Here is a 19,651-nt window from a genome sequence, read left to right on the forward strand (position 1 = left end):
TCAATCCTTAAGTCTCAAGTTCGATACCTTTCTTACTTCAGATTTGTCGACTTTCTGAACCCTATGTATTATTTCATGGATAGGATGTGGAGTTAGTAAACGGATTATTCAGACTGTAACCGATAATATTTACTTTCAATCGGCCGAGAAAGATGTGGCTTGATTACATCCAAAGCCTTCACAAGTTTTGAAAGGTCCACGCCTGTTGGAATTCCCATTTTCTCAAGCATATACACGACATCTTCCGTAGCAACATTCCCAGTTGCGCCAGGAGCAAATGGACAACCACCTAATCCTCCTGCAGAAGTGTCAAAGCGGTCAATCCCAGCCTGAAGAACTGCGACTATATTCGCAAGAGCCATGCCACGGGTATCGTGGAAATGAGCTGTCAAAAGCACGTTCGGCAGTTCTTTTTTCAGCTTTGAAAAAAGGGAGAAGACCTCTTTGGGATTAGCCTTTCCAATTGTATCCGCCACACTTAATTCATCGACTCCATACTGAACAAAACTTGAACATAGATTTAGCACGGCCTCTTCATCCACTTTACCCTCATAGGGACAGTAAAATGAGGTGGAGATACAGGCACGTACAAAGTATTCTCTTGCTTTTAATTCTTTTATGAGGGGCTTTAGTTCTTTCAAGCTTTCAGATGTTGATTTATTGATATTTTTTCGATTGAAGGTATCACTCACCCCAACAAACACTGCAACAGCTTTACAATTTGTTTTATACAGTCTTTCAATTCCTTTACGATTTGGAGCTAGAACAATATTTCGTGTTCCATCAAGACAAGTAGTGAGGATTGTTTCTGCATCCTTCATTTGTGGGACCCACTTTGGCGAAACAAATGAGGTTAGTTCCATTTCTTGCAGGCCCGCCTGTTTTAATTTTTGAATAAAATTAATTTTAGTTTCCGTTGGAATAAGACTCTTTTCGTTTTGTAACCCGTCCCTTGGCCCTACTTCAATAATCGTGACCTGTTCAGGTAATTGCATGGACAGCCCTCCAGTAAAACATTTTGTTATTCTTATTCTATTTGAATTATTTTGCGAAAAGCAAGAATAATAGGAATTTGGACAAATTAAGAGGTATTTCGTAAAATTCATCGAAATATATATGGTAGTGAATACATAATAACTGTACGTAAGGAGATGTAAGAATGGGGAATGAAGTTGTTATTGTAAGCGCTGTCAGAACAGCGATTGGTAGTTTCGGAGGGAGTTTGCAATCTGTTTCGGCTCCTGAATTAGGAGCTGTGGTCATTAAAGGTGCTTTAGAAAAGGCTGGAGTGGATCCAACACTTGTAGATGAAGTTATCATGGGGAATGTTTTACAAGCTGGAGTTGGCCAAAATCCTGCTAGACAGGCTGCCATAAAAGCTGGACTGCAACAAGAAACTCCTGCTATGACGATTAATAAGGTGTGTGGTTCAGGATTAAAAACAGTGCACTTAGCCACTCAAGCTATTTTAGCTGGTGATGCTCATGTTGTAGTGGCTGGTGGAATGGAGAACATGAGTCAGGCACCTTATCTATTAAAAGGTGCGCGTAATGGATTTAAAATGGGTGATCAAAAGCTAATTGATAGTATGATTTCTGATGGATTATGGTGTGCTTTCAATGATTACCATATGGGAGTAACAGCTGAAAATCTATGTGATAAATATGAGATTACAAGACAAGAGCAGGATCGTTTTTCAGCCCGCAGTCAGGAGAGGGCAATTGCTGCCATAAAAGCTGGAAGGTTTAAGGAAGAAATTGTTCCTGTTGAAATTCCGCAACGTAAAAAAGAAAGCATTGTCTTTGATACAGATGAATACCCTAAAGAAGGCACGACTGTTGAAAAATTAGGTACTTTACGTCCTGCATTTAAGAAGGATGGATCCGTAACAGCAGGTAATGCTTCTGGTATTAATGATGGTGCTGCTGCATTCGTAGTAATGAGCAAAAAAATGGCGGATGAGCTAGGTATAAAAGGTTTAGTGACCATTAAAGCAAATGCGAGTGCAGGGGTAGATCCAAGTATTATGGGGATTGGACCAGTTACTGCCGTGAAGAAGGCGATGGAAAAGAGCGGTTTAACAGTAAATGATATGAATTTAATTGAGGCGAATGAAGCATTCGCTGCTCAATCAATTGCAGTTGACCGTGAACTTCATTTTAACCATGATATTTTAAATGTAAATGGTGGAGCCATAGCTTTAGGACACCCAATCGGGGCAAGTGGCGCGAGAATTCTTGTCACACTTATACATGAATTAAAGCGTCGGAAGGACCGTTACGGCTTAGCTACCCTATGTATTGGTGGGGGGCAAGGTGTGGCGACAATTGTTGAAAATATTGAATAGTGGGGTGTGCAGATGAAACCAATATATTCTTCGTTTCAGGAAGCTGTGAAGGAAATTAAGGACGGCTCAACGATTATGGTTGGTGGATTTGGTTTATGTGGAATCCCAGAAAACTTAATCTTAGCATTAGCTGAGTCTGGAATAAAAAACCTAACCGTTATTTCAAATAATTGCGGGATTGATGATTGGGGACTTGGCTTGCTTTTACAAAACAAACAGATTTCTAAAATGATAGGTTCATATGTTGGGGAAAATAAGGAATTTGAACGACAAGCCTTATCTGGAGAGCTTGAAGTTGAACTTGTGCCACAGGGAACATTGGCTGAAAAAATTCGCGCAGGAGGAGCTGGGATTCCAGCATTTTACACACCTGCAGGAGTTGGAACACCTATAGCTGAAGGTAAAGAAACCCGTGTGTTTAACGGAAAAGAATATGTGCTAGAAGAAGCATTTGTTGCTGACTTTAGTCTTGTTCGTGCCCAAAAAGCTGATAAGATGGGGAACTTAATCTATAACAAGACGGCACGTAATTTTAATCCGATTATAGCAACAGCGGGGAAAGTGACAATTGCTGAAGTTGAGGAGTTATATGAAATCGGCGAATTAGACCCAAATATGATTCATACACCGAGTATCTACGTACAAGGATTGATTGTAGGTAAACAACAGAAACGAATTGAGCGGCTAACATTAGCAAAATAGGAGGGAGAGGCTTATGACAAATACGAGAGAAAAGATTGCGAAGCGGGCTGAAAAGGAAATTCAAAATGGCTTTTATGTGAATCTTGGAATTGGTATGCCTACCCTTGTTGCAAACTATATATCTTCTAATAAACAAGTCGTTCTCCAGTCTGAGAATGGGTTACTAGGGATTGGACCCTATCCAACTGAAGCAGATGTAGACCCTGATTTGATCAATGCTGGGAAAGAAACAGTTACGGCCATTCCAGGTGCTGCTTACTTTGATAGTTCTGAATCATTCGGGATGATTCGTGGTGGACATATCAATATAGCTATACTCGGTGGAATGGAAGTTTCAGAGACAGGTGACCTTGCCAACTGGATGATTCCAGGAAAAATGATTAAAGGAATGGGGGGAGCCATGGACCTAGTACATGGTGCACAGAAAATCATTGTGATTATGGACCATGTCAATAAAAAAGGGCAAGCAAAAATTTTAAAAACATGTACGCTTCCTCTAACTGGAAAAGGGGTAGTGAATCGAATTATTACGGATCGAGCTGTCATTGATGTGGAAAAGAATGGTTTAAAATTAATAGAAGTGGCAAAAGGCTTTACCATTGAAGATATAAAAAACTCAACAGAGCCAGCCCTATTAATTGAGGATGACGTTGTTTTAGATGCATACTAAAGTATCTTATGGCGAATGACTAAATGCGCGGTTATTCGCCTTTTTATCCCTATAGACACCGCAGTATATTTTACTTTATGCTATAATATTGTAGCAAATGGTTTATGTATGGAGGGAATACTATGGCTAAAAAGAAACAAAAGCCATCTGTTAAAAAGCAGAAAGAGGAAAAGGTAAGCCTCGGAGATTTATTGAATGAGGATATTGTTTCAAAACTGAAGCATACACAACAGCAGCTAAAGGCCCAAGAACAAAAGAAACAAGAAGAAGAGCTTGAAAGGCAAAGAGAAGAACGAAGACAACGTGAAAAAAATAAGTCATTTGAGGAGCTTTTAAGCGAAAGCGACCTTAAATGGTCTGATTTCAAATAATGTAATCCCCCACAGGCAATTTGTGGGGGATTTTGTTGTTTAAATATATGGACATACAGTCCTAACTGTTTTATTTACTTGTTCTCATTCGAATTTATTATTTTTAGCACGAGAACATTCCTTTATCTATGCTGAGCGTAAACAGAAGCTTTTGTAAGTTCACGTATTTTTTGAATTTGTTGGTTTGTTAATGGTTTTGAATTAACAGCTTCCACATTTTTTTCTATTTGTTGAACGCTGCTTGCACCTGTTACAACAGAAGCAACGGCTTCTTCGTAAAGACAATATTGCAGTGCAATTTCAGTTAATGAACGTTCAGGCGCAACTTCCGATTTAATAGTAGAGATGGCTACTTGTAGTTCCTTAAATGAATAATCCAGATATCCATTTTGTTTGATACCTAAGCTAGCATCCTCTATCGGACGATTTGTAAGTAGACCTTTTGCCACTGGTCCTCGTGTCACAACACTTACCTTATGTTCTTTTAAAAAGGAAAATACTTCCTCCTCAGGACGTCGATCTAATATACTGTACTGCATCATGACGCTTACGATAGAGGAATTTTTCACAAATTCTCGTATAACGTTCGGGCGGATGGAGGAGATTCCATAATAACGGATCACACCTTCCTGTTTTAATTCCTCGAATGCTTCAATCGTCTCATCGATATTATCCTCAATTGTTCCTCCGTGAAGTTGGTAGAGATCAATATAGTCAGTTTGCAAGCGTCTTAGACTATCTTTAACAGCAGATTTTATGTATTTTTTTGATGGGTCCCAGGACCAACCTTCTTTTCCTTTTTCGAAACGGTTCCCTACTTTTGTGGCTAGAATGATATCTTGTCTTTTTTGCTTGATGGCTTTTCCAACAAATTCTTCATTTAGTCCTTGGTCATATAAATCGGCCGTATCCAAATAATTAATTCCCATATCAACCGCCGCATCAATAATTTGCAGCGCCTTTTTTTCTTCTGATCCGAACGACATACAACCTAATCCAATTTTACTTACAAATAAATCTGAAGTGCCGATTCTTCTTTTATCCATGCAATCCCCTCCAATTCAAGTCCTTACTAGTTCTAGTTACATTCTAGCCTTTTCATGTATGAACCACAAATGATATGTAGTTGTGTAAGCAATGCCTTTGTGATAAAAAAATTTATTGGTAAATATGTAAAGCGCCCTTGACATTCGGATGAATGTAAAGTAAGCTTTACTTACAAATGAATGTAAAGGCAGCTTTACAAAAAAGGTGAGGTAATGATGAAAAACCGAATCAAAGACTTACGCAAAGCCAGGAAGATGACACAAGAGGAATTAGCAATAAAGGTAGGCGTTTCGAGACAATCAATTATTGCAATCGAATCTGGAAAATATAACCCATCACTCGAACTGGCATACAACATTTCCAAAGTATTTAATTGCATTATCGAAGAGGTCTTTATATTTGAAGAAAGGGGAGAGGAATAATGGAGGTACAAATAGCTGGAATGATTGGTTTATATGGAGGCGCTGTACTCGGTATATTAGGCTGGTGGTTTGGACGACGTATGGCTAAAAAACAGCGTGGGTTGGATGAACTGCATGAACATATATGGCAAAAGGCTCGAGCTATTTCTTGGTTCTTTACACTTGCATCACTCTATGTTTTATTTTCTTTAATCATGTTTGGAATTGAACTCAATGCAGCGATGGTTCTGGGTGTCATTATGATGGTTCATCTGGCAAGTTGGGCGATCACAGGTGTGATTATGTCTATCAATATGAATATGTCAGAACCATTGAAACCTTCTAGGGTTAAATTAGGAATTTCCATTGTGGCAGTGTCCCTTATTCTCTTTACAGTCTTATCAATCATCACTGACAACTGGTTATTTCTGCTTGCTAGCATACCACCAAATATCATTGGGATAATTAGTGCCTTAACTCCTGCAAGAAGCGCTGAGGATTAAGTTTGGGGTTGTTCAATCACAATAAGGAGGTGAAACGAATGTCACAAGAGGCTAAAAAGTTAATACCAGGATTAGGTACAATTGTAAAAATTCAACCCGATGAGGTTAGTTTTCAAATAGACCACCAAGCGGACTCAACTGCAACAACACTGCCTGAACTAGTAGCAGATTTTAACAAGCTATTAGCGAAGCTTCAAGAAGCGGGTATTATGAAAAAGCAATAACCTATTGAATGCCAGGGACAATACCCTGGCTTTTTATTTATCGTTGCTTGCATTCTTCCCCTGGTTAATCCATTCCTGAACCGTTTCAAATGAGCGGCTGTAATCTTTAAGTATTGTACGAATTTCCCATGCCTTTCCCACCATTACCACCCGATTTTCACCTATCACAATTTTCATCATAATCCCCCACAGTATGAAATTTAGAAAGAAAACTATGCTAAAATGTATGAGGTACTTAGATTTCGTAGAACAAGGAGCTGGAATTGATGGATCATTTACGAGAAAAGACAATAAGTAGAGAAGTTGTTTTTGAAGGGAGAATCATTGATTTACATATAGAAGAGGTAGAATTACCGAATGGACATACTAGTAAAAGAGAGCTCATAAAGCATCCAGGTGCTGTTGCAGTTCTAGCGTTGACAGATGAAAATAAACTTGTAATGGTACAACAATATCGAAAAGCCTTAGATAAGGTCATTGTAGAAATTCCTGCAGGCAAGCTAGAAAAAGGAGAGCAGCCTGAGGTAACAGCCAAAAGGGAATTAGAAGAAGAAACGGGTTATGCTTGTGAAACACTAACCCCATTAATTTCTTTTTATACTTCACCAGGCTTTGCAGATGAACTTGTTCATGTTTATATTGCTAAAGGATTAAAAAAACTTGAAAACCCCGCAGAGCTTGATGAGGATGAATTTGTAGATGTTTTGGAGATTTCTTTAGGGGAAGCCCAAGAATACATCAAAGAAAAGAAAATTTATGATGCAAAAACGGCTTATGCTGTTCAGTACTTGCAATTACAACAAGCTTTAGGAGAATAAGCTGCGATGAATAATTATTATGTAGACCTACATATCCATATTGGAAGAACAAATTCAGGCAAACCAGTAAAAATTACTGGTGCCAAGACTCTTACGATTGAGAATATCCTTCAGGAATCAACTGAGATTAAAGGAATGGACATGATTGGTGTAATCGATTGTCATGTTCCAGAAGTGATTGGTGAGCTTGAGAGATTGATTCACATTGGAGAGGTCTATCCCTATGAAGAAGGGGGATTACGGTTTAAAAATGTTACACTGATTTTGGGAAGTGAACTCGAAATTTATGATGACAATTGTAAAGGCCCAATTCATGTTCTAGCCTTTATGCCAACGATTGAAAAAATGAAGATTTTCTCCACTTGGCTATCTAAAAGAATGAAAAATATTACCTTAAGTTCACAACGAATTTACGTTAGCGGAAGGGAATTGCAAGAAAAGGTTAGAGAATTGAATGGGATTTTCATACCTGCTCATGTTTTTACACCATATAAAAGTATGTATGGTCGTGGTGTGAAACAGTCGCTAACAGAAGTTTTCGATAAAACACTCATCGATGCGATTGAACTTGGTTTAAGCTCGAATACGGATATGGCAGACCAGATTAAGGAGTTACACTCTTTCACTTTTGTTTCTAATTCAGATGCCCATTCATTGCCGAAAATTGCAAGAGAGTATCAAATCATCAAAATGCAGGAACCTACATTTGAAGAGCTTCGCCTCGCGCTCCATCAAAAAGATGGAAGAGAGGTTGTTTCGAATTTCGGGTTGGACCCATTATTGGGAAAATATCATAAAACGACCTGTGAAAAATGTCTAACAATTATTGAGGATGTAACGGTAGAAGTCTGTCCCAATTGTAGCCATAAAGGTTTTGTAAAAGGTGTATATGATCGATTACAGGAGTTAAAAACAAGTGACGAGACCAATCCAAATCGGCCACCATACGTCCATCAGGTACCACTAGAATTTATTCCAGGCCTAGGACCGAAAACCTTACAAAAACTGAGAGATTATTTTAAAACAGAGATGGCTATCCTTCACGAAGTACCAGAAGATGAGCTAAGAAGGGTAGTTAAGGGCCCTATTGTGGATATAATCATTCAAGCCCGAAATGGAAAACTTCGCTTTCAATCAGGTGGTGGAGGAAAATACGGTAAAGTAGACTCCGAATAAGGTGTTTGCAAAATATATATACTAAATCATGAATCATATGCTAGCCTATCAAATTTTATCTAATTTGATAGGCTTTTGTGCGCTTGGCAGCGCATCGGACTAACAGGTGAAAGTCCTGAACACACCGTAGTGGCGGAAGTGTATAGCTGACAAGTAGTGCATTGCCGTGAGGCAATGTGCAGAGGACTTGAAGGCAAAACCTGGAACAGGTGACAATCTAACCATGTTGGCTGGCAGAGTCGGATAACCCTGCAAAAGAAGGGAGTGTCCAAAGCCACAAGAGGGCTCTGTTAGTTAAGAGGACTGGATTCAGGTGAAAGCCCGATGTCGTGACCCAAGGAGGTCTCATCGTTTCCGAAATACGGTAACCCTTATTCAAGTCCGTGATGGATAAGATAAGATTATGAATGGTGAGAAGTCAGAGCAGGGGATAGTAGTGAAGAAGCTTACCGGAAAGGTCGCAATGGTGAGTGACTTAATACAAGTTATTAAGAGGAGCCTTAACCCAAAAGGTAGGGACTCTATGCGAAGCCCGTCTGTCCATGGAAGAAAAAAACCGAGTTATCTTAGAATACGTCATGTCCATACAGAAACCGATAGGACAAATCCATAGAATCGGGGTCGAACAGAAGGGTAGACCGTATGGGGGCGCAGTACTTTGTGGACCTGTTGATATTGCGGAAATTGGGCTAGTCAATCATCAGACTGAAAGGAAAGATACGGAACATGAACGGAAAAGAAGGCAAACAAGGTTTTCGTGAGGGAGTAAGGATTCCACAAAAGAGAAAGTGGTATAGTCTTATAGATAAAATATGGGCAATGCCAAACATGGAGGAAGCCTTTAAAGAGGTTAAAAGAAATCGAGGTGCCGCAGGGATAGATGGAGTAACAATTAAGGCTTTTGAATTTGGTGTGGAGGATAATGTACAAATCCTTCAACGTGAATTACGAGATAAGACATATAAGCCGAGACCAGTGAAACGAGTATATATTCCAAAGGCTGATGGTTCAAAAAGACCTCTAGGTATCCCAACCGTGAGAGACCGAATAGTACAGGCTTCTGTACGCAGAATAATAGAGCCAATCTTTGAAGCTAAATTTCTTGATTGTAGTTTTGGTTTTCGACCGAACCGAAGTGCACATATGGCATTGGATAAAATCCGAAAGGATTTATTGGATGGTTATGTGTATGTAATTGATGCAGACCTAAAATCATACTTCGACACAATTCCACATGACAAACTAATGTCACTGGTTAGAGAAGAAATAGTGGATGGAAGTGTCATTGGACTACTTGAGAGTTTCCTCCAAGCAGGAATCATGGAAGGTGGAAGTTTCCACTTAAATGAAAAAGGTACTCCGCAAGGTGGTGTTATTAGTCCGCTTCTTGCGAACATATACTTGCATCCGTTAGATGAATTAATGACGGAGCGTGGACATCGCATTACGAGATATGCAGACGACTTCGTCATCTGTTGTAAATCACAAAAGGGTGCAGAAAGAGTACTTAAATCCGTTACTCGATTTCTTGAACAAAAACTCGGTTTAACTGTACATCCTGAAAAGACTAAGATTGTTGATAATATGAAAGAATCCTTTGTATTCTTAGGATATGAATTTAAACAAGGTTATTGGGTTAAGCCGTCAGAAAAATCGATAAAGAAATTTAAGAATAAGGTAAAGGAAATTACAAAGCGAAATCAAACAATAAACATGGAGAAGCTAATTAAAGAGAAACTTAATCCATACCTGCGTGGCTGGGCTAACTACTTCGGATACTGGCATTCCAAGACTCTATTTACGGAGTTTGACAAGTGGATTCGGAGGAGACTACGGTCCGTTCAATTGAGGAGCTGGCGAAAGATAAGAAAATTGCACAGAGAACTACGAAGAAGAAAGTGGAAAGGAGAACTTCCACAGTTGCGCATGTATGCTTGGAGAAGTTCTATGTCTACCCCAGTGCATGTAGCACTTCCAAATGAATGGTTTAAAGAAATTGGTCTCATATCTTTAGTGGATATTTACAATGAACATCATCCCCAACGGGGATAATCATGGAGGAGCCGTATGCGATGACCCGCACGTACGGATCTGTGAGAGGCGCATGAATAAATTCATGCGCCTACTCTATTTAGTGGAAAAAAAATAGTTGTATGATGGAAATAATGATAGAGTTTTAATAGGTCGACAAAAGTACAATAATAGAAGAAATAGAAGGCAAGTTTGGTGTGGAGGGTAAATATGAAATTGTGGAGAAAGATGTCTAAAATCGAGCATAACAATTGGAGAAAAGGAGCAATACTTGGTTTCTATACTTTTCTGATCCTATTGTTCACGAATTATATTTATTTTTTCTTGTCTGGAAGTGAGCCTTTATCTTCGTTCGTCATTTTTTGGAGCGGATTAATAGTAGCTTTTGGATACGAGTTATTACTAAATCTAAGATCTAAGTTGAAATCTGAAAAAAAGGAGTAACCCAGATACCCAATAAGTAATCAGTATATATCATATAAATGGACAATTATACATAATCCATTCTTATACCTGGTGCGAAAGTTAAGTGAGCCCGTTTGAAACGGGGCTGGAATGCTTTTGCCTTTTTGCAGTTTGCTAGAAATAGTTTTTCACAAGTTGTCATAGAAGTCTATTTGTCCTCATAGAATCTATTAGAAGATTAATAGGAGGTAACAATAGATGAGAAAGCAACGGCCATATAAAGCGATTGTCATTAGTCATTTTCGTGAACATTCATCTATATATTTGTTTATTTCTGTACTATTCCTGATGGGGGTAATCTTTGGGGCGATTGTTGTAAACAGTCTAAATCCAATTCAGAAAGAAGATCTCTTTTTCTACTTAAGTCGTTTTTTTGGAGAAGTTTCTGAAGGAACCTATGCACACTCAACCGATATGTTTAAACAAAGCCTTCTTCATAACCTTAAATATGTAGGACTTATATGGATATTAGGAATATCTATTATTGGTCTGCCAATTATCTTAATCCTACTTTTTCTAAAAGGGGTCGTCGTTGGATTTACGGTTGGCTTTCTCGTTAATCAAATGGGCTGGAGTGGTTTTCTCTTATCATTTGTTTCCGTACTTCCTCAAAACCTGTTAATTATCCCAACATTTATTGTCGTTGGGACAGTTGCAGTCGCATTCTCACTGAAAATGATCCGTCAGCAATTTATGAAAAGAATGAATGAACCAATCTTACAATTATTAACACGATATTCACTTTTGATGGTAGTGGTTAGTTTTGTAATCCTTACCGCATCTGCAGTGGAGGCATTCGCTTCACCTGTTCTGATGAAAGGAATTATAGAAGTTGTGAATAAGTGATAATATCTATAAAATAATAATAATTATAATTAAATAATAATTATTTATTGTTATTTATAATGATTTTATTTTGACAGGGCCCCTTCTTCTGGTATAATAATGAGGTAACGGCGAGGGAGGGAAAGTTTTACATGGAAAATCGGATCGATCGTATAAAGAAACAATTACATTCGTCTAGCTATAAGCTAACCCCACAACGAGAGGCAACCGTTAGGGTACTGCTTGAACATGAAGAAGATCATTTAAGTGCCGAAGACGTTTACCTCCTTGTAAAAGAAAAGTCGCCAGAAATCGGCTTAGCAACTGTATATCGGACACTTGAATTACTGACCGAATTAAAGATTGTTGATAAAATAAATTTCGGAGACGGTGTCTCAAGATACGACCTTCGCCAAGAAGGTGCAGCACATTTCCATCATCACCTTGTATGTATTGAATGTGGTGCAGTCGATGAAATTCAAGAGGACCTTTTAGAAGACGTTGAAAAAATCGTTGAAAAGAATTGGAATTTTATTATTAAAGACCATCGTTTAACTTTCCACGGTATTTGTCATCGTTGTCATGAGAAAAAAGTAAAAGAAGACGAAACTAATAATCTCTAATTAACCGCCCTTTTTCTTTTAAGAAAAGGGTTTTTTTATTTTCATAAGGTACTAGTTAAGAAAATGAAATCGAAGAAAATGGGATAAGCATGTATAAAACCAAGTAAATTTGGCATATCTTCTAATATGAATAGTAACGCTAAAAAGGCGTTGCCATATAGGAGGATAACGGATGAGACAATGGTTTCGAACTGTATACGATACAGTAAAGGTTTTTGTTTTGTTTACTGGATGCACGATTTTATTTTACTATGGTATTATATGGGTTAATGAGGAATATCAAAACTATCATAAGTATGATGAGCCAGAAGGTTCTTCAGTTAAAGCTTCCTCTATGATTGAAGAAAAGGAGACAGGTCTGTTAGACAGATTACTGTTTTTTTACCGAAATGGGGAGTAGAGACCAGTGGAAGACCAAGTAAAGGACTACCTGCATTATTTAGTTGTTGAACGAAGATTAGCAGCCAATACGGTGAATTCTTATGAAAGAGACTTAAGGAAATATTTTCATTACGTTACAAAGGTGGAAAAAATTTCATCTTTCAATGATGTAAATCGTATTCAAGTGATTCATTTTTTAAAGCATTTAAAAGAACAAGGAAATTCATCTCGAACTTTAGCAAGACATATCGCGTCCATTCGTTCTTTTCATAAATTTTTGTTTCGAGAAAAAGTAACGGATCATGATCCGACAGAACAAATTGAAACGCCACAAGCAGAACGCACTTTACCAAAAGTATTAAACATCTCAGAAGTTGAAGCTCTTTTGGATGCCCCCAAGTTGGATAATCCGCTTGGAATCCGTGATAAGGCAATGTTGGAGCTTTTATATGCGACAGGACTTCGCGTAAGTGAACTAATAAACTTAAATTTAGCGGATATTCATTTATCAATGGGATTTATTAGATGTATTGGGAAAGGGAATAAGGAACGAATTGTTCCACTTGGTAGTGTTGCGACGAAGGCGTTGACTCGCTATTTAGAAGATGGACGTGGTCAATTGGTAAAAGGGAAGAAAACAGATGCCATTTTTGTCAATCATCATGGCAACAGGTTGACCAGGCAAGGATTCTGGAAGAATTTGAAGAAGATTGCAAAAGAGGCTCATATTGAAAAAGAGCTAACACCACATACCCTTCGTCACTCTTTTGCGACACATCTGTTGGAAAATGGTGCGGACCTACGTGCTGTACAGGAAATGCTTGGCCATGCAGATATTTCAACAACTCAAATATATACGCACGTAACAAAAACCCGACTGAAAGATGTGTATAAAACTTACCATCCAAGAGCGTAATGTTATTAGTAGATTGCTAGACTTAAACTGTCTAGCTTTTTTCGTCAAATAATAGTAACAAATAATAAAAAGTTTACCTAAAATCTTGTATTCTACTTGAATATCTTTCTCATGAAATTTATACTAATTTGGGTTGTCAGACTTCTGACGAATACCTATATTGGAATTATTGAGTAAGTTAAACCGAGTAGGGGAATATAAATTTTAGAATATATTGGGAGGTAACATCATGTCTAGTTATACATACAAACGCATTTTCTTAATTGTTATGGACTCAGTAGGAATCGGAGAGGCACCTGATGCGAAAAAATTTGGTGATGAAGGTTCAGATACTTTAGGACATATAGCTGAAAAAATGAATGGTCTACATATGCCAAACATGGCGAAACTTGGTTTAAGCAATATCCGAGAGATTCGAGGAATTCCTGTTCAAGAAAAACCTCTTGCTTATTATACAAAAATGCAAGAGGCATCAAATGGCAAAGATACAATGACAGGACATTGGGAAATAATGGGTCTTCATATAGAAACACCATTTAAGGTTTTCCCAGAAGGATTTCCGAAAGAATTGCTAGATGAAATCGAAAAAAGGACGGGTCGTGGAATTCTAGGTAATAAACCAGCATCAGGCACAGAAATTCTTGATGAACTTGGCGAAGAACATATGAAGACAGGAAAATTAATTATCTACACTTCCGCAGATTCAGTTTTACAAATTGCAGCACATGAGGATATTGTCCCTATTGATGAACAATACAAGATATGTGAAATTGCCCGTGAATTGACACTTGATGAAAAGTATATGGTAGGACGTGTCATTGCTCGCCCATTTGTTGGTGAGCCAGGTAATTTCACAAGAACGGCAAACCGTCATGACTATGCCCTAAAGCCATTTGAGCGAACAGTCATGAATGAGTTAAGCGATAGTGGGTTTGATGTGCTTGCCATTGGAAAGATATCCGATATTTACGATGGAGAAGGGGTTACACAAACGCTTCGGACTAAGTCTAATATGGATGGAATGGATAAATTAGTTCAGACGTTGGAGATGGATTTCACGGGTTTAAGCTTCTTAAATCTTGTTGATTTTGATGCTTTGTTTGGACATCGTAGAGACCCAGAAGGCTACGGTAAAGCACTAGAGGAGTACGATGCGCGTCTGCCAGAAGTGTTTGAAAGACTTAAGGATGACGATTTATTAATCATAACAGCCGATCATGGAAATGACCCTACACATACTGGAACAGATCATACGCGTGAATATGTACCATTATTAGTGTATAACAAAAAAATGAACGGCGGTAAGGAATTGCCATTACGGTCTACTTTTGCAGATGTAGGTGCAACGGTTGCGGACAATTTTAATGTAACCTTGCCAAAACATGGAAAAAGCTTTCTTGCTGAAATTCATGATGGAGAATAAGTATTATAAAAAGGTGAGGAAAAAGGTGATAAACAATGAGAATGGTTGATTTAATTGAAAAAAAACGTGATGGAATTGAATTAACAGCAGAAGAAATTTCGTTTCTGGTTAGTGGTTATACAAAAGGTGAAATCCCTGATTATCAAATGAGTGCTTTTTCAATGGCTGTTTATTTTAAAGGGATGACCAAACAGGAGCAAGCTGATTTTACAATGGCAATGGTAAACTCTGGTGATACAATAGAACTTTCAGACATTGAAGGAATTAAGGTTGACAAGCATAGTACAGGTGGTGTTGGTGATACGACAACATTGGTATTAGCACCTCTGGTTGCATCTGTTGGCGTACCAGTTGCAAAAATGTCAGGACGAGGGCTTGGACACACTGGTGGAACAATTGATAAGCTTGAATCGGTTTCAGGTTTCCATGTTGAAATTGATAATGAGGAATTTATCCGTCTAGTCAATCAAAATAAGGTTGCAGTAATTGGACAGAGCGGTAATCTAACACCTGCAGATAAAAAACTTTATGCATTAAGAGATGTTACAGCAACTGTTAACAGTATTCCGCTAATTGCCAGTTCCATTATGAGTAAGAAAATTGCAGCAGGCGCAGATGCGATTTGTTTAGATGTAAAAACAGGTGCGGGTGCTTTTATGAAAGATTTAGACGATGCAAAAGAATTGGCTAGGACAATGGTTGATATTGGTAATAATGTAGGAAGAAATACAATGGCCATTATTTCCGATATGAGTCAGCCACTTGGATATGCAATCGGAAATGCCCTTGAAGTAAAAGAGGCAATAGATACATTAAAAGGACAAGGACCAGCAGACCTTGAGGAATTGTGCCTCGTTTTGGGCAGTCAAATGGTATTGCTTGCCAAGAAAGCTAGCTCACTTGAGGAAGCACGAGGAATGCTAGAAGAATCCATTAAAAGTGGCAAAGCATTAGAAACATTTAAAACCTTTCTAGCTTCACAAGGTGGGGATGCTTCTGTTGTGGACTCGCCTGAAAAGCTTCCAAAAGCAAAATATGAGTTCGAATTTGAGGCGGAAACTGATGGATATGTATCAGAAATTGTCGCAGATAGTATTGGCACCGCAGCGATGCTTCTTGGAGCAGGAAGAGCTACGAAGGAATCGACCATTGATCTTGCTGTCGGACTTGTCCTTCGTAAAAAAATTGGTGACAAAGTTTCAAAAGGAGATAGTCTTGTAACAATCTATAGTAATTTTGAGGACGTCCAAAACATTAAAAAGAAACTATCTGAGAGCATTACAATTTCAAAAAATCCAGTTACACCACCCACACTAATCATTGATAAAATCTCATAACGACAATCCGAGGATTAATTAATCCTCGGATTTTTTTGTTTATTTGATGCCTAATTCTAGTCCTAGCGTCTCAAGTCATAGACGATTCCCTACGGAGGACAGATTACGCCTTCTGTCAGCGACCGTCATATGCTTGTCGACGATCAACGAGCGCCTAGAACTTTTCGATGTATATTTTTCATTTTGTTGGAAAAAATGGGAAGGTATAAAGAATGGAGGGTTTGGAGATGAAACGCTTTATAAGTCTGTTACTTTCAACAATCATGATTTTTACTTTTAGCCCTTTCGCTTCTGCGCAGGAATCAACTGTTGACCTAGCGAATAATGCAAAATCTGCAATACTCATTGAACGTGATACAGGGGAGATTCTTTACGAAAAAAATAGTGATGAAAAGCTTCCCCCAGCAAGCATGACAAAAATCATGACAATGCTGTTAATCATGGAAGCCCTTGATAAAGGTAGTATCACCTATTCTGAGAAAGTTAGAACTAGTGAACACGCCGCATCAATGGGAGGGTCACAAATTTTCCTTGAGCCAGGAGAAGAAATGACAGTCGAAGAAATGTTAAAAGGAATTGCAATCGGTTCTGGTAATGATGCATCTGTTGCCATGGCAGAAAAAATAGCAGGTTCAGAAGAAGCTTTCGTTGAAATGATGAATGAAAAGGCAAAAGAATTAGGTCTTAAAAATACATTGTTTCAAAATCCAACTGGCCTTCCTGCGGAAAATCATTATAGCTCTGCCCACGATATGGCTATCATGTCAAAGGAATTGCTAAAATACGAGGAAATTACCAAATTTACAGGTCAGTATGAAGATTATTTACGAGAAAACTCCGATAATAAATTTTGGCTTGTGAATACGAATCGCCTTGTTAGATTTTACCCTGGCGTAGATGGATTAAAAACAGGTTTTACTACTGAAGCGAAATATTGTTTGACAGCGACTGCTGAAAAAGATGATATGCGTTTAATATCCGTTGTCTTTGGAGCACCAACGCCGAAGGAACGAAATGCACAAGTAACGAAAATGCTAGACTATGGATTTAGTCAGTATAAAACACACCCTTTATTTGAACGCAACCAGGAAGTTGCTGAGGCAAAGGTAAGCAAGGGTAGTGAGAAGAAAATAAAACTTGTTACATCAGAACCTATTTCACTCTTAACAAAAAAGGGTGAAAAAATCGATGATGTACAAAAAGAAATAGTAGTGGATGAAAAGCTTAAAGCTCCGATTAAGAAAGGTGACGCAATCGGAAAGCTAGTTATAAAAAAGGACGGTAAAGTACTTAGTGAAAGTTCACTTGTAGCAGCCCAGGATATTGATGCTGCAAGCTGGTGGAAACTATTTAAGAGAACAATTGGATCATTTAATAAGACTCCATAATTTTGTTTTTTAGTTTTGGGTGTCTAGCTCCAGGTTTCAACGGCTTTTGATGTTGTTAGGAAATGATAAAGCCTAACACCGCACGAAGAGACATAGTGCATTTTCAAGGAAGAAGTGGCAGATTTTAGTAGATGTTCAATGTTCAAGCTACTTACGCATTTGTGAATATGTCTACTTTTTTTGCCGAATGAACACTAGTTTTGTCATCAAGAAGGATTCTTTTAAATGAATAGCGAAAAGACTCACTATACGATTTAAAGGAGGCATAGTAAAGTGAGTCTTGGAATTGAACTTGAAGTAAAACATAATGTGTTATGCATTCGACTTACTGGTGAGCTAGACCATCACACAGCTGAAGAATTACGTTTGAAGGTAACTGATATTATTGAAAGTAAACCAATTAATCACATCTTATTGAATCTTGAAAAGCTTACATTTATGGATAGCTCAGGATTAGGTGTTATTTTAGGAAGATACAAGCAAATTAAGAATCTTGGTGGAGAAATGGTCGTATGTTCGATTTCTTCACAGGTAGAACGTTTATTTGAAATGTCTGGACTTTTCAAAATCATTCGATTAGAGCGTAATGAGTCTTTTGCGCTTCAGTCATTGGGGGTGGCGTAATGAAAAATGAGATGCACCTTCAATTTTCTGCACTAAGCCAAAATGAATCATTTGCTCGTGTTGCTGTAGCATCATTTATTACACAACTTGATCCAACCTTAGATGAACTTACTGAAATTAAGACAGTTGTGTCTGAGGCCGTAACAAACTCAATTATTCATGGATATGAAAGTGATCCTAGTGGGATTGTTTATATTTCATGCAAAATTGAAGACAGTACTGTATACATCACGATAAGAGATGAAGGAATTGGAATTGACAATCTTGAGGAAGCAAGGCAACCATTGTTTACAACAAAACCTGAGCTAGAGCGTTCAGGGATGGGCTTTACTATTATGGAAAATTTCATGGATGAGTTTGAGATAGAAACAGGTTCAGCAAGAGGTACAACACTACGGCTTACAAAGCATTTATCAAAGAGCAAAGCGTTATGCAATTAAGGAGACTTGCCAATGGATGTGGAGGTCAAGAACAATAAAACTGAAACGTATTTAAAAGACAGTGAAGTTAAGAACTTAATCAAACTCAGCCAAGAGGGACGACAGGACGCACGTGATCTAATTGTTCAGAAGAATATGAGGTTAGTTTGGTCAGTTGTACAACGATTTTTAAATCGTGGGTATGAACCAGACGATTTGTTTCAAATCGGCTGCATTGGACTTTTGAAGTCAGTTGATAAATTTGACTTATCCTATGACGTGAAATTTTCGACTTATGCAGTGCCAATGATAATAGGTGAAATCCAGCGTTTCATACGTGATGATGGAACAGTCAAGGTGAGTAGGTCATTGAAGGAGACTGGAAATAAAATTCGGAAAGCCAAGGATGAGTTATCTAAGCAGTTCGGTAGGGTTCCGACAATTGTCGAAATAGCTGAGTACTTGGAAATTACTCCAGAAGATGTTGTATTAGCTCAAGAGGCTAGTCGTGCACCTTCATCAATTCATGAAACGGTATATGAAAATGATGGCGATCCGATCACCTTGCTGGATCAAATAGCTGACAATAATGAAACGAAGTGGTTTGATAAAATTGCTCTGAAAGAAGCCATACGCGAACTTGATGAGCGAGAGAGATTAATCGTTTTCCTTCGCTATTATAAGGACCAAACACAATCGGAAGTCGCAACGAGACTTGGTATATCTCAAGTACAAGTTTCAAGGCTTGAGAAAAAAATCTTGCAACAAATGAAAGACCGAATGGACGTATAATCCATTCGGTCTTTTTACGTCTTCTAACAATATTCTAGCATGAAGCAGCAAAGGAACAGCCAATTTTTCAATAAACAAAGTGTAACTTTGTTCAATTAGTAGCTTTTTTGCATTCGAATATTTCGTCGTGGTAATTATTGGAGTTTGACCTGCTATCGCATTAGATAT

General features: G+C 38.1%; 23 protein-coding genes. 20 read left to right on the plus strand and 3 right to left on the minus strand.

Features of this window, described 5'->3' with window-relative positions:
* Positions 1–104: 104 nt before the first annotated feature.
* Positions 105–995: a hydroxymethylglutaryl-CoA lyase gene (locus ACWPVE_RS16590; protein WP_453995232.1), complete on the minus strand. Its 891-nt coding sequence runs from the start codon at positions 993–995 to the stop codon at positions 105–107.
* A 164-nt stretch (positions 996–1,159) separates the two neighbouring features.
* On the opposite strand from ACWPVE_RS16590, the gene ACWPVE_RS16595 reads away from it, so the two are divergent.
* The 4 genes from ACWPVE_RS16595 (at position 1,160) to ACWPVE_RS16610 (ending at position 4,090) form a co-directional block, all read left to right on the plus strand.
* On the plus strand, positions 1,160–2,347 hold the full coding sequence (locus tag ACWPVE_RS16595; RefSeq protein WP_453995234.1) for an acetyl-CoA C-acetyltransferase: 1,188 nt from the start codon (positions 1,160–1,162) through the stop codon (positions 2,345–2,347).
* 12 nt (positions 2,348–2,359) lie between these two features.
* Positions 2,360–3,049, plus strand: coding sequence for a CoA transferase subunit A (locus ACWPVE_RS16600; protein WP_453995236.1), 690 nt, complete (start codon positions 2,360–2,362; stop codon positions 3,047–3,049).
* A 13-nt stretch (positions 3,050–3,062) separates the two neighbouring features.
* The gene (locus ACWPVE_RS16605; protein ID WP_453995238.1) at positions 3,063–3,719 is read left to right on the plus strand and encodes a 3-oxoacid CoA-transferase subunit B; all 657 of its coding nucleotides are present in this window, start codon (positions 3,063–3,065) and stop codon (positions 3,717–3,719) included.
* Positions 3,720–3,841: 122 nt separating this feature from the next.
* Positions 3,842–4,090 (plus strand): YqkE family protein, encoded by a 249-nt coding sequence (locus tag ACWPVE_RS16610; RefSeq protein ID WP_453995240.1) that lies wholly within the window; start codon positions 3,842–3,844, stop codon positions 4,088–4,090.
* A gap of 122 nt (positions 4,091–4,212) precedes the next feature.
* Here ACWPVE_RS16610 and ACWPVE_RS16615 read toward each other — a convergent pair whose 3' ends face one another.
* On the minus strand, positions 4,213–5,136 hold the full coding sequence (locus tag ACWPVE_RS16615; protein WP_453995242.1) for an aldo/keto reductase: 924 nt from the start codon (positions 5,134–5,136) through the stop codon (positions 4,213–4,215).
* Between the two features lie 216 nt (positions 5,137–5,352).
* On the opposite strand from ACWPVE_RS16615, the gene ACWPVE_RS16620 reads away from it, so the two are divergent.
* From ACWPVE_RS16620 to ACWPVE_RS16630, 3 genes are read left to right on the plus strand one after another with little or no spacing between them, the layout of a single operon-like run.
* Positions 5,353–5,559: a helix-turn-helix transcriptional regulator gene (locus ACWPVE_RS16620; protein ID WP_453995246.1), complete on the plus strand. Its 207-nt coding sequence runs from the start codon at positions 5,353–5,355 to the stop codon at positions 5,557–5,559.
* Positions 5,559–6,041, plus strand: a complete 483-nt coding sequence (locus ACWPVE_RS16625; protein WP_453995248.1) for a hypothetical protein — start codon at positions 5,559–5,561, stop codon at positions 6,039–6,041. Before ACWPVE_RS16620 ends, ACWPVE_RS16625 begins: the two co-directional genes overlap by 1 nt.
* A 38-nt stretch (positions 6,042–6,079) precedes the next feature.
* The gene (locus ACWPVE_RS16630; RefSeq protein WP_453995250.1) at positions 6,080–6,265 is read left to right on the plus strand and encodes a hypothetical protein; all 186 of its coding nucleotides are present in this window, start codon (positions 6,080–6,082) and stop codon (positions 6,263–6,265) included.
* A gap of 33 nt (positions 6,266–6,298) precedes the next feature.
* On the opposite strand, the gene mciZ is transcribed toward ACWPVE_RS16630, so the two are convergent.
* Positions 6,299–6,442: a Z-ring formation inhibitor MciZ gene (mciZ, locus tag ACWPVE_RS16635; protein ID WP_453995252.1), complete on the minus strand. Its 144-nt coding sequence runs from the start codon at positions 6,440–6,442 to the stop codon at positions 6,299–6,301.
* Positions 6,443–6,531: 89 nt separating this feature from the next.
* Here mciZ and ACWPVE_RS16640 point away from each other — a divergent pair, with 89 nt between their 5' ends.
* The 13 genes from ACWPVE_RS16640 (at position 6,532) to sigF (ending at position 19,483) form a co-directional block, all read left to right on the plus strand.
* On the plus strand, positions 6,532–7,083 hold the full coding sequence (locus ACWPVE_RS16640; RefSeq protein ID WP_453995254.1) for an NUDIX domain-containing protein: 552 nt from the start codon (positions 6,532–6,534) through the stop codon (positions 7,081–7,083).
* Between the two features lie 6 nt (positions 7,084–7,089).
* Complete coding sequence (locus ACWPVE_RS16645) at positions 7,090–8,259, plus strand: endonuclease Q family protein (protein ID WP_453995256.1); 1,170 nt, start codon at positions 7,090–7,092, stop codon at positions 8,257–8,259.
* Between the two features lie 726 nt (positions 8,260–8,985).
* Entirely contained in the window at positions 8,986–10,311 is a 1,326-nt protein-coding gene (gene ltrA / locus ACWPVE_RS16650) for a group II intron reverse transcriptase/maturase (protein WP_453990916.1), read from the plus strand.
* Positions 10,312–10,953: 642 nt separating this feature from the next.
* Positions 10,954–11,601 carry a stage II sporulation protein M gene (gene spoIIM, locus ACWPVE_RS16655; protein WP_453995258.1) on the plus strand — a complete coding sequence of 216 codons (648 nt, stop codon included), beginning with the start codon at positions 10,954–10,956 and terminating at the stop codon, positions 11,599–11,601.
* 131 nt (positions 11,602–11,732) lie between these two features.
* Positions 11,733–12,203: a ferric iron uptake transcriptional regulator gene (fur, locus tag ACWPVE_RS16660; protein ID WP_453995260.1), complete on the plus strand. Its 471-nt coding sequence runs from the start codon at positions 11,733–11,735 to the stop codon at positions 12,201–12,203.
* 172 nt (positions 12,204–12,375) lie between these two features.
* On the plus strand, positions 12,376–12,603 hold the full coding sequence (locus ACWPVE_RS16665) for a YqzK family protein (RefSeq protein ID WP_453995262.1): 228 nt from the start codon (positions 12,376–12,378) through the stop codon (positions 12,601–12,603).
* 6 nt (positions 12,604–12,609) lie between these two features.
* Positions 12,610–13,500: a site-specific tyrosine recombinase XerD gene (xerD, locus tag ACWPVE_RS16670; protein WP_453995264.1), complete on the plus strand. Its 891-nt coding sequence runs from the start codon at positions 12,610–12,612 to the stop codon at positions 13,498–13,500.
* A gap of 229 nt (positions 13,501–13,729) precedes the next feature.
* The gene (deoB, locus tag ACWPVE_RS16675; RefSeq protein WP_453995266.1) at positions 13,730–14,923 is read left to right on the plus strand and encodes a phosphopentomutase; all 1,194 of its coding nucleotides are present in this window, start codon (positions 13,730–13,732) and stop codon (positions 14,921–14,923) included.
* Between the two features lie 35 nt (positions 14,924–14,958).
* Positions 14,959–16,260, plus strand: coding sequence for a pyrimidine-nucleoside phosphorylase (locus ACWPVE_RS16680; RefSeq protein ID WP_453995268.1), 1,302 nt, complete (start codon positions 14,959–14,961; stop codon positions 16,258–16,260).
* A gap of 227 nt (positions 16,261–16,487) precedes the next feature.
* Positions 16,488–17,648: a D-alanyl-D-alanine carboxypeptidase family protein gene (locus ACWPVE_RS16685; RefSeq protein ID WP_453995270.1), complete on the plus strand. Its 1,161-nt coding sequence runs from the start codon at positions 16,488–16,490 to the stop codon at positions 17,646–17,648.
* 273 nt (positions 17,649–17,921) lie between these two features.
* Positions 17,922–18,272, plus strand: a complete 351-nt coding sequence (gene spoIIAA / locus ACWPVE_RS16690; RefSeq protein WP_453995272.1) for an anti-sigma F factor antagonist — start codon at positions 17,922–17,924, stop codon at positions 18,270–18,272.
* Complete coding sequence (spoIIAB, locus tag ACWPVE_RS16695; RefSeq protein WP_453995274.1) at positions 18,272–18,712, plus strand: anti-sigma F factor; 441 nt, start codon at positions 18,272–18,274, stop codon at positions 18,710–18,712. Before spoIIAA ends, spoIIAB begins: the two co-directional genes overlap by 1 nt.
* Positions 18,713–18,724: 12 nt before the next feature.
* The gene (gene sigF / locus ACWPVE_RS16700; RefSeq protein ID WP_453995276.1) at positions 18,725–19,483 is read left to right on the plus strand and encodes an RNA polymerase sporulation sigma factor SigF; all 759 of its coding nucleotides are present in this window, start codon (positions 18,725–18,727) and stop codon (positions 19,481–19,483) included.
* The last annotated feature ends 168 nt before the right edge of the window (positions 19,484–19,651 follow it).

The organism is Bacillus nitroreducens, assembly GCF_964021195.1.

Coding starts and splice junctions, on each gene's coding strand:
- ACWPVE_RS16610 (WP_453995240.1), top strand. CDS start 3,842: ATGGCTAAAAAGAAACAAAAGCCATCTGTTAAAAAGCAGAAAGAGGAA.
- sigF (WP_453995276.1), top strand. CDS start 18,725: ATGGATGTGGAGGTCAAGAACAATAAAACTGAAACGTATTTAAAAGAC.
- ACWPVE_RS16600 (WP_453995236.1), top strand. CDS start 2,360: ATGAAACCAATATATTCTTCGTTTCAGGAAGCTGTGAAGGAAATTAAG.
- ACWPVE_RS16665 (WP_453995262.1), top strand. CDS start 12,376: ATGAGACAATGGTTTCGAACTGTATACGATACAGTAAAGGTTTTTGTT.
- ACWPVE_RS16590 (WP_453995232.1), bottom strand. CDS start 995: ATGCAATTACCTGAACAGGTCACGATTATTGAAGTAGGGCCAAGGGAC.
- spoIIAB (WP_453995274.1), top strand. CDS start 18,272: ATGAAAAATGAGATGCACCTTCAATTTTCTGCACTAAGCCAAAATGAA.
- ACWPVE_RS16685 (WP_453995270.1), top strand. CDS start 16,488: ATGAAACGCTTTATAAGTCTGTTACTTTCAACAATCATGATTTTTACT.
- ACWPVE_RS16680 (WP_453995268.1), top strand. CDS start 14,959: ATGAGAATGGTTGATTTAATTGAAAAAAAACGTGATGGAATTGAATTA.
- ACWPVE_RS16615 (WP_453995242.1), bottom strand. CDS start 5,136: ATGGATAAAAGAAGAATCGGCACTTCAGATTTATTTGTAAGTAAAATT.
- mciZ (WP_453995252.1), bottom strand. CDS start 6,442: ATGAAAATTGTGATAGGTGAAAATCGGGTGGTAATGGTGGGAAAGGCA.
- fur (WP_453995260.1), top strand. CDS start 11,733: ATGGAAAATCGGATCGATCGTATAAAGAAACAATTACATTCGTCTAGC.
- ACWPVE_RS16630 (WP_453995250.1), top strand. CDS start 6,080: ATGTCACAAGAGGCTAAAAAGTTAATACCAGGATTAGGTACAATTGTA.
- ltrA (WP_453990916.1), top strand. CDS start 8,986: ATGAACGGAAAAGAAGGCAAACAAGGTTTTCGTGAGGGAGTAAGGATT.
- ACWPVE_RS16645 (WP_453995256.1), top strand. CDS start 7,090: ATGAATAATTATTATGTAGACCTACATATCCATATTGGAAGAACAAAT.
- ACWPVE_RS16620 (WP_453995246.1), top strand. CDS start 5,353: ATGAAAAACCGAATCAAAGACTTACGCAAAGCCAGGAAGATGACACAA.
- ACWPVE_RS16625 (WP_453995248.1), top strand. CDS start 5,559: ATGGAGGTACAAATAGCTGGAATGATTGGTTTATATGGAGGCGCTGTA.
- ACWPVE_RS16640 (WP_453995254.1), top strand. CDS start 6,532: ATGGATCATTTACGAGAAAAGACAATAAGTAGAGAAGTTGTTTTTGAA.
- deoB (WP_453995266.1), top strand. CDS start 13,730: ATGTCTAGTTATACATACAAACGCATTTTCTTAATTGTTATGGACTCA.
- ACWPVE_RS16605 (WP_453995238.1), top strand. CDS start 3,063: ATGACAAATACGAGAGAAAAGATTGCGAAGCGGGCTGAAAAGGAAATT.
- ACWPVE_RS16595 (WP_453995234.1), top strand. CDS start 1,160: ATGGGGAATGAAGTTGTTATTGTAAGCGCTGTCAGAACAGCGATTGGT.
- spoIIM (WP_453995258.1), top strand. CDS start 10,954: ATGAGAAAGCAACGGCCATATAAAGCGATTGTCATTAGTCATTTTCGT.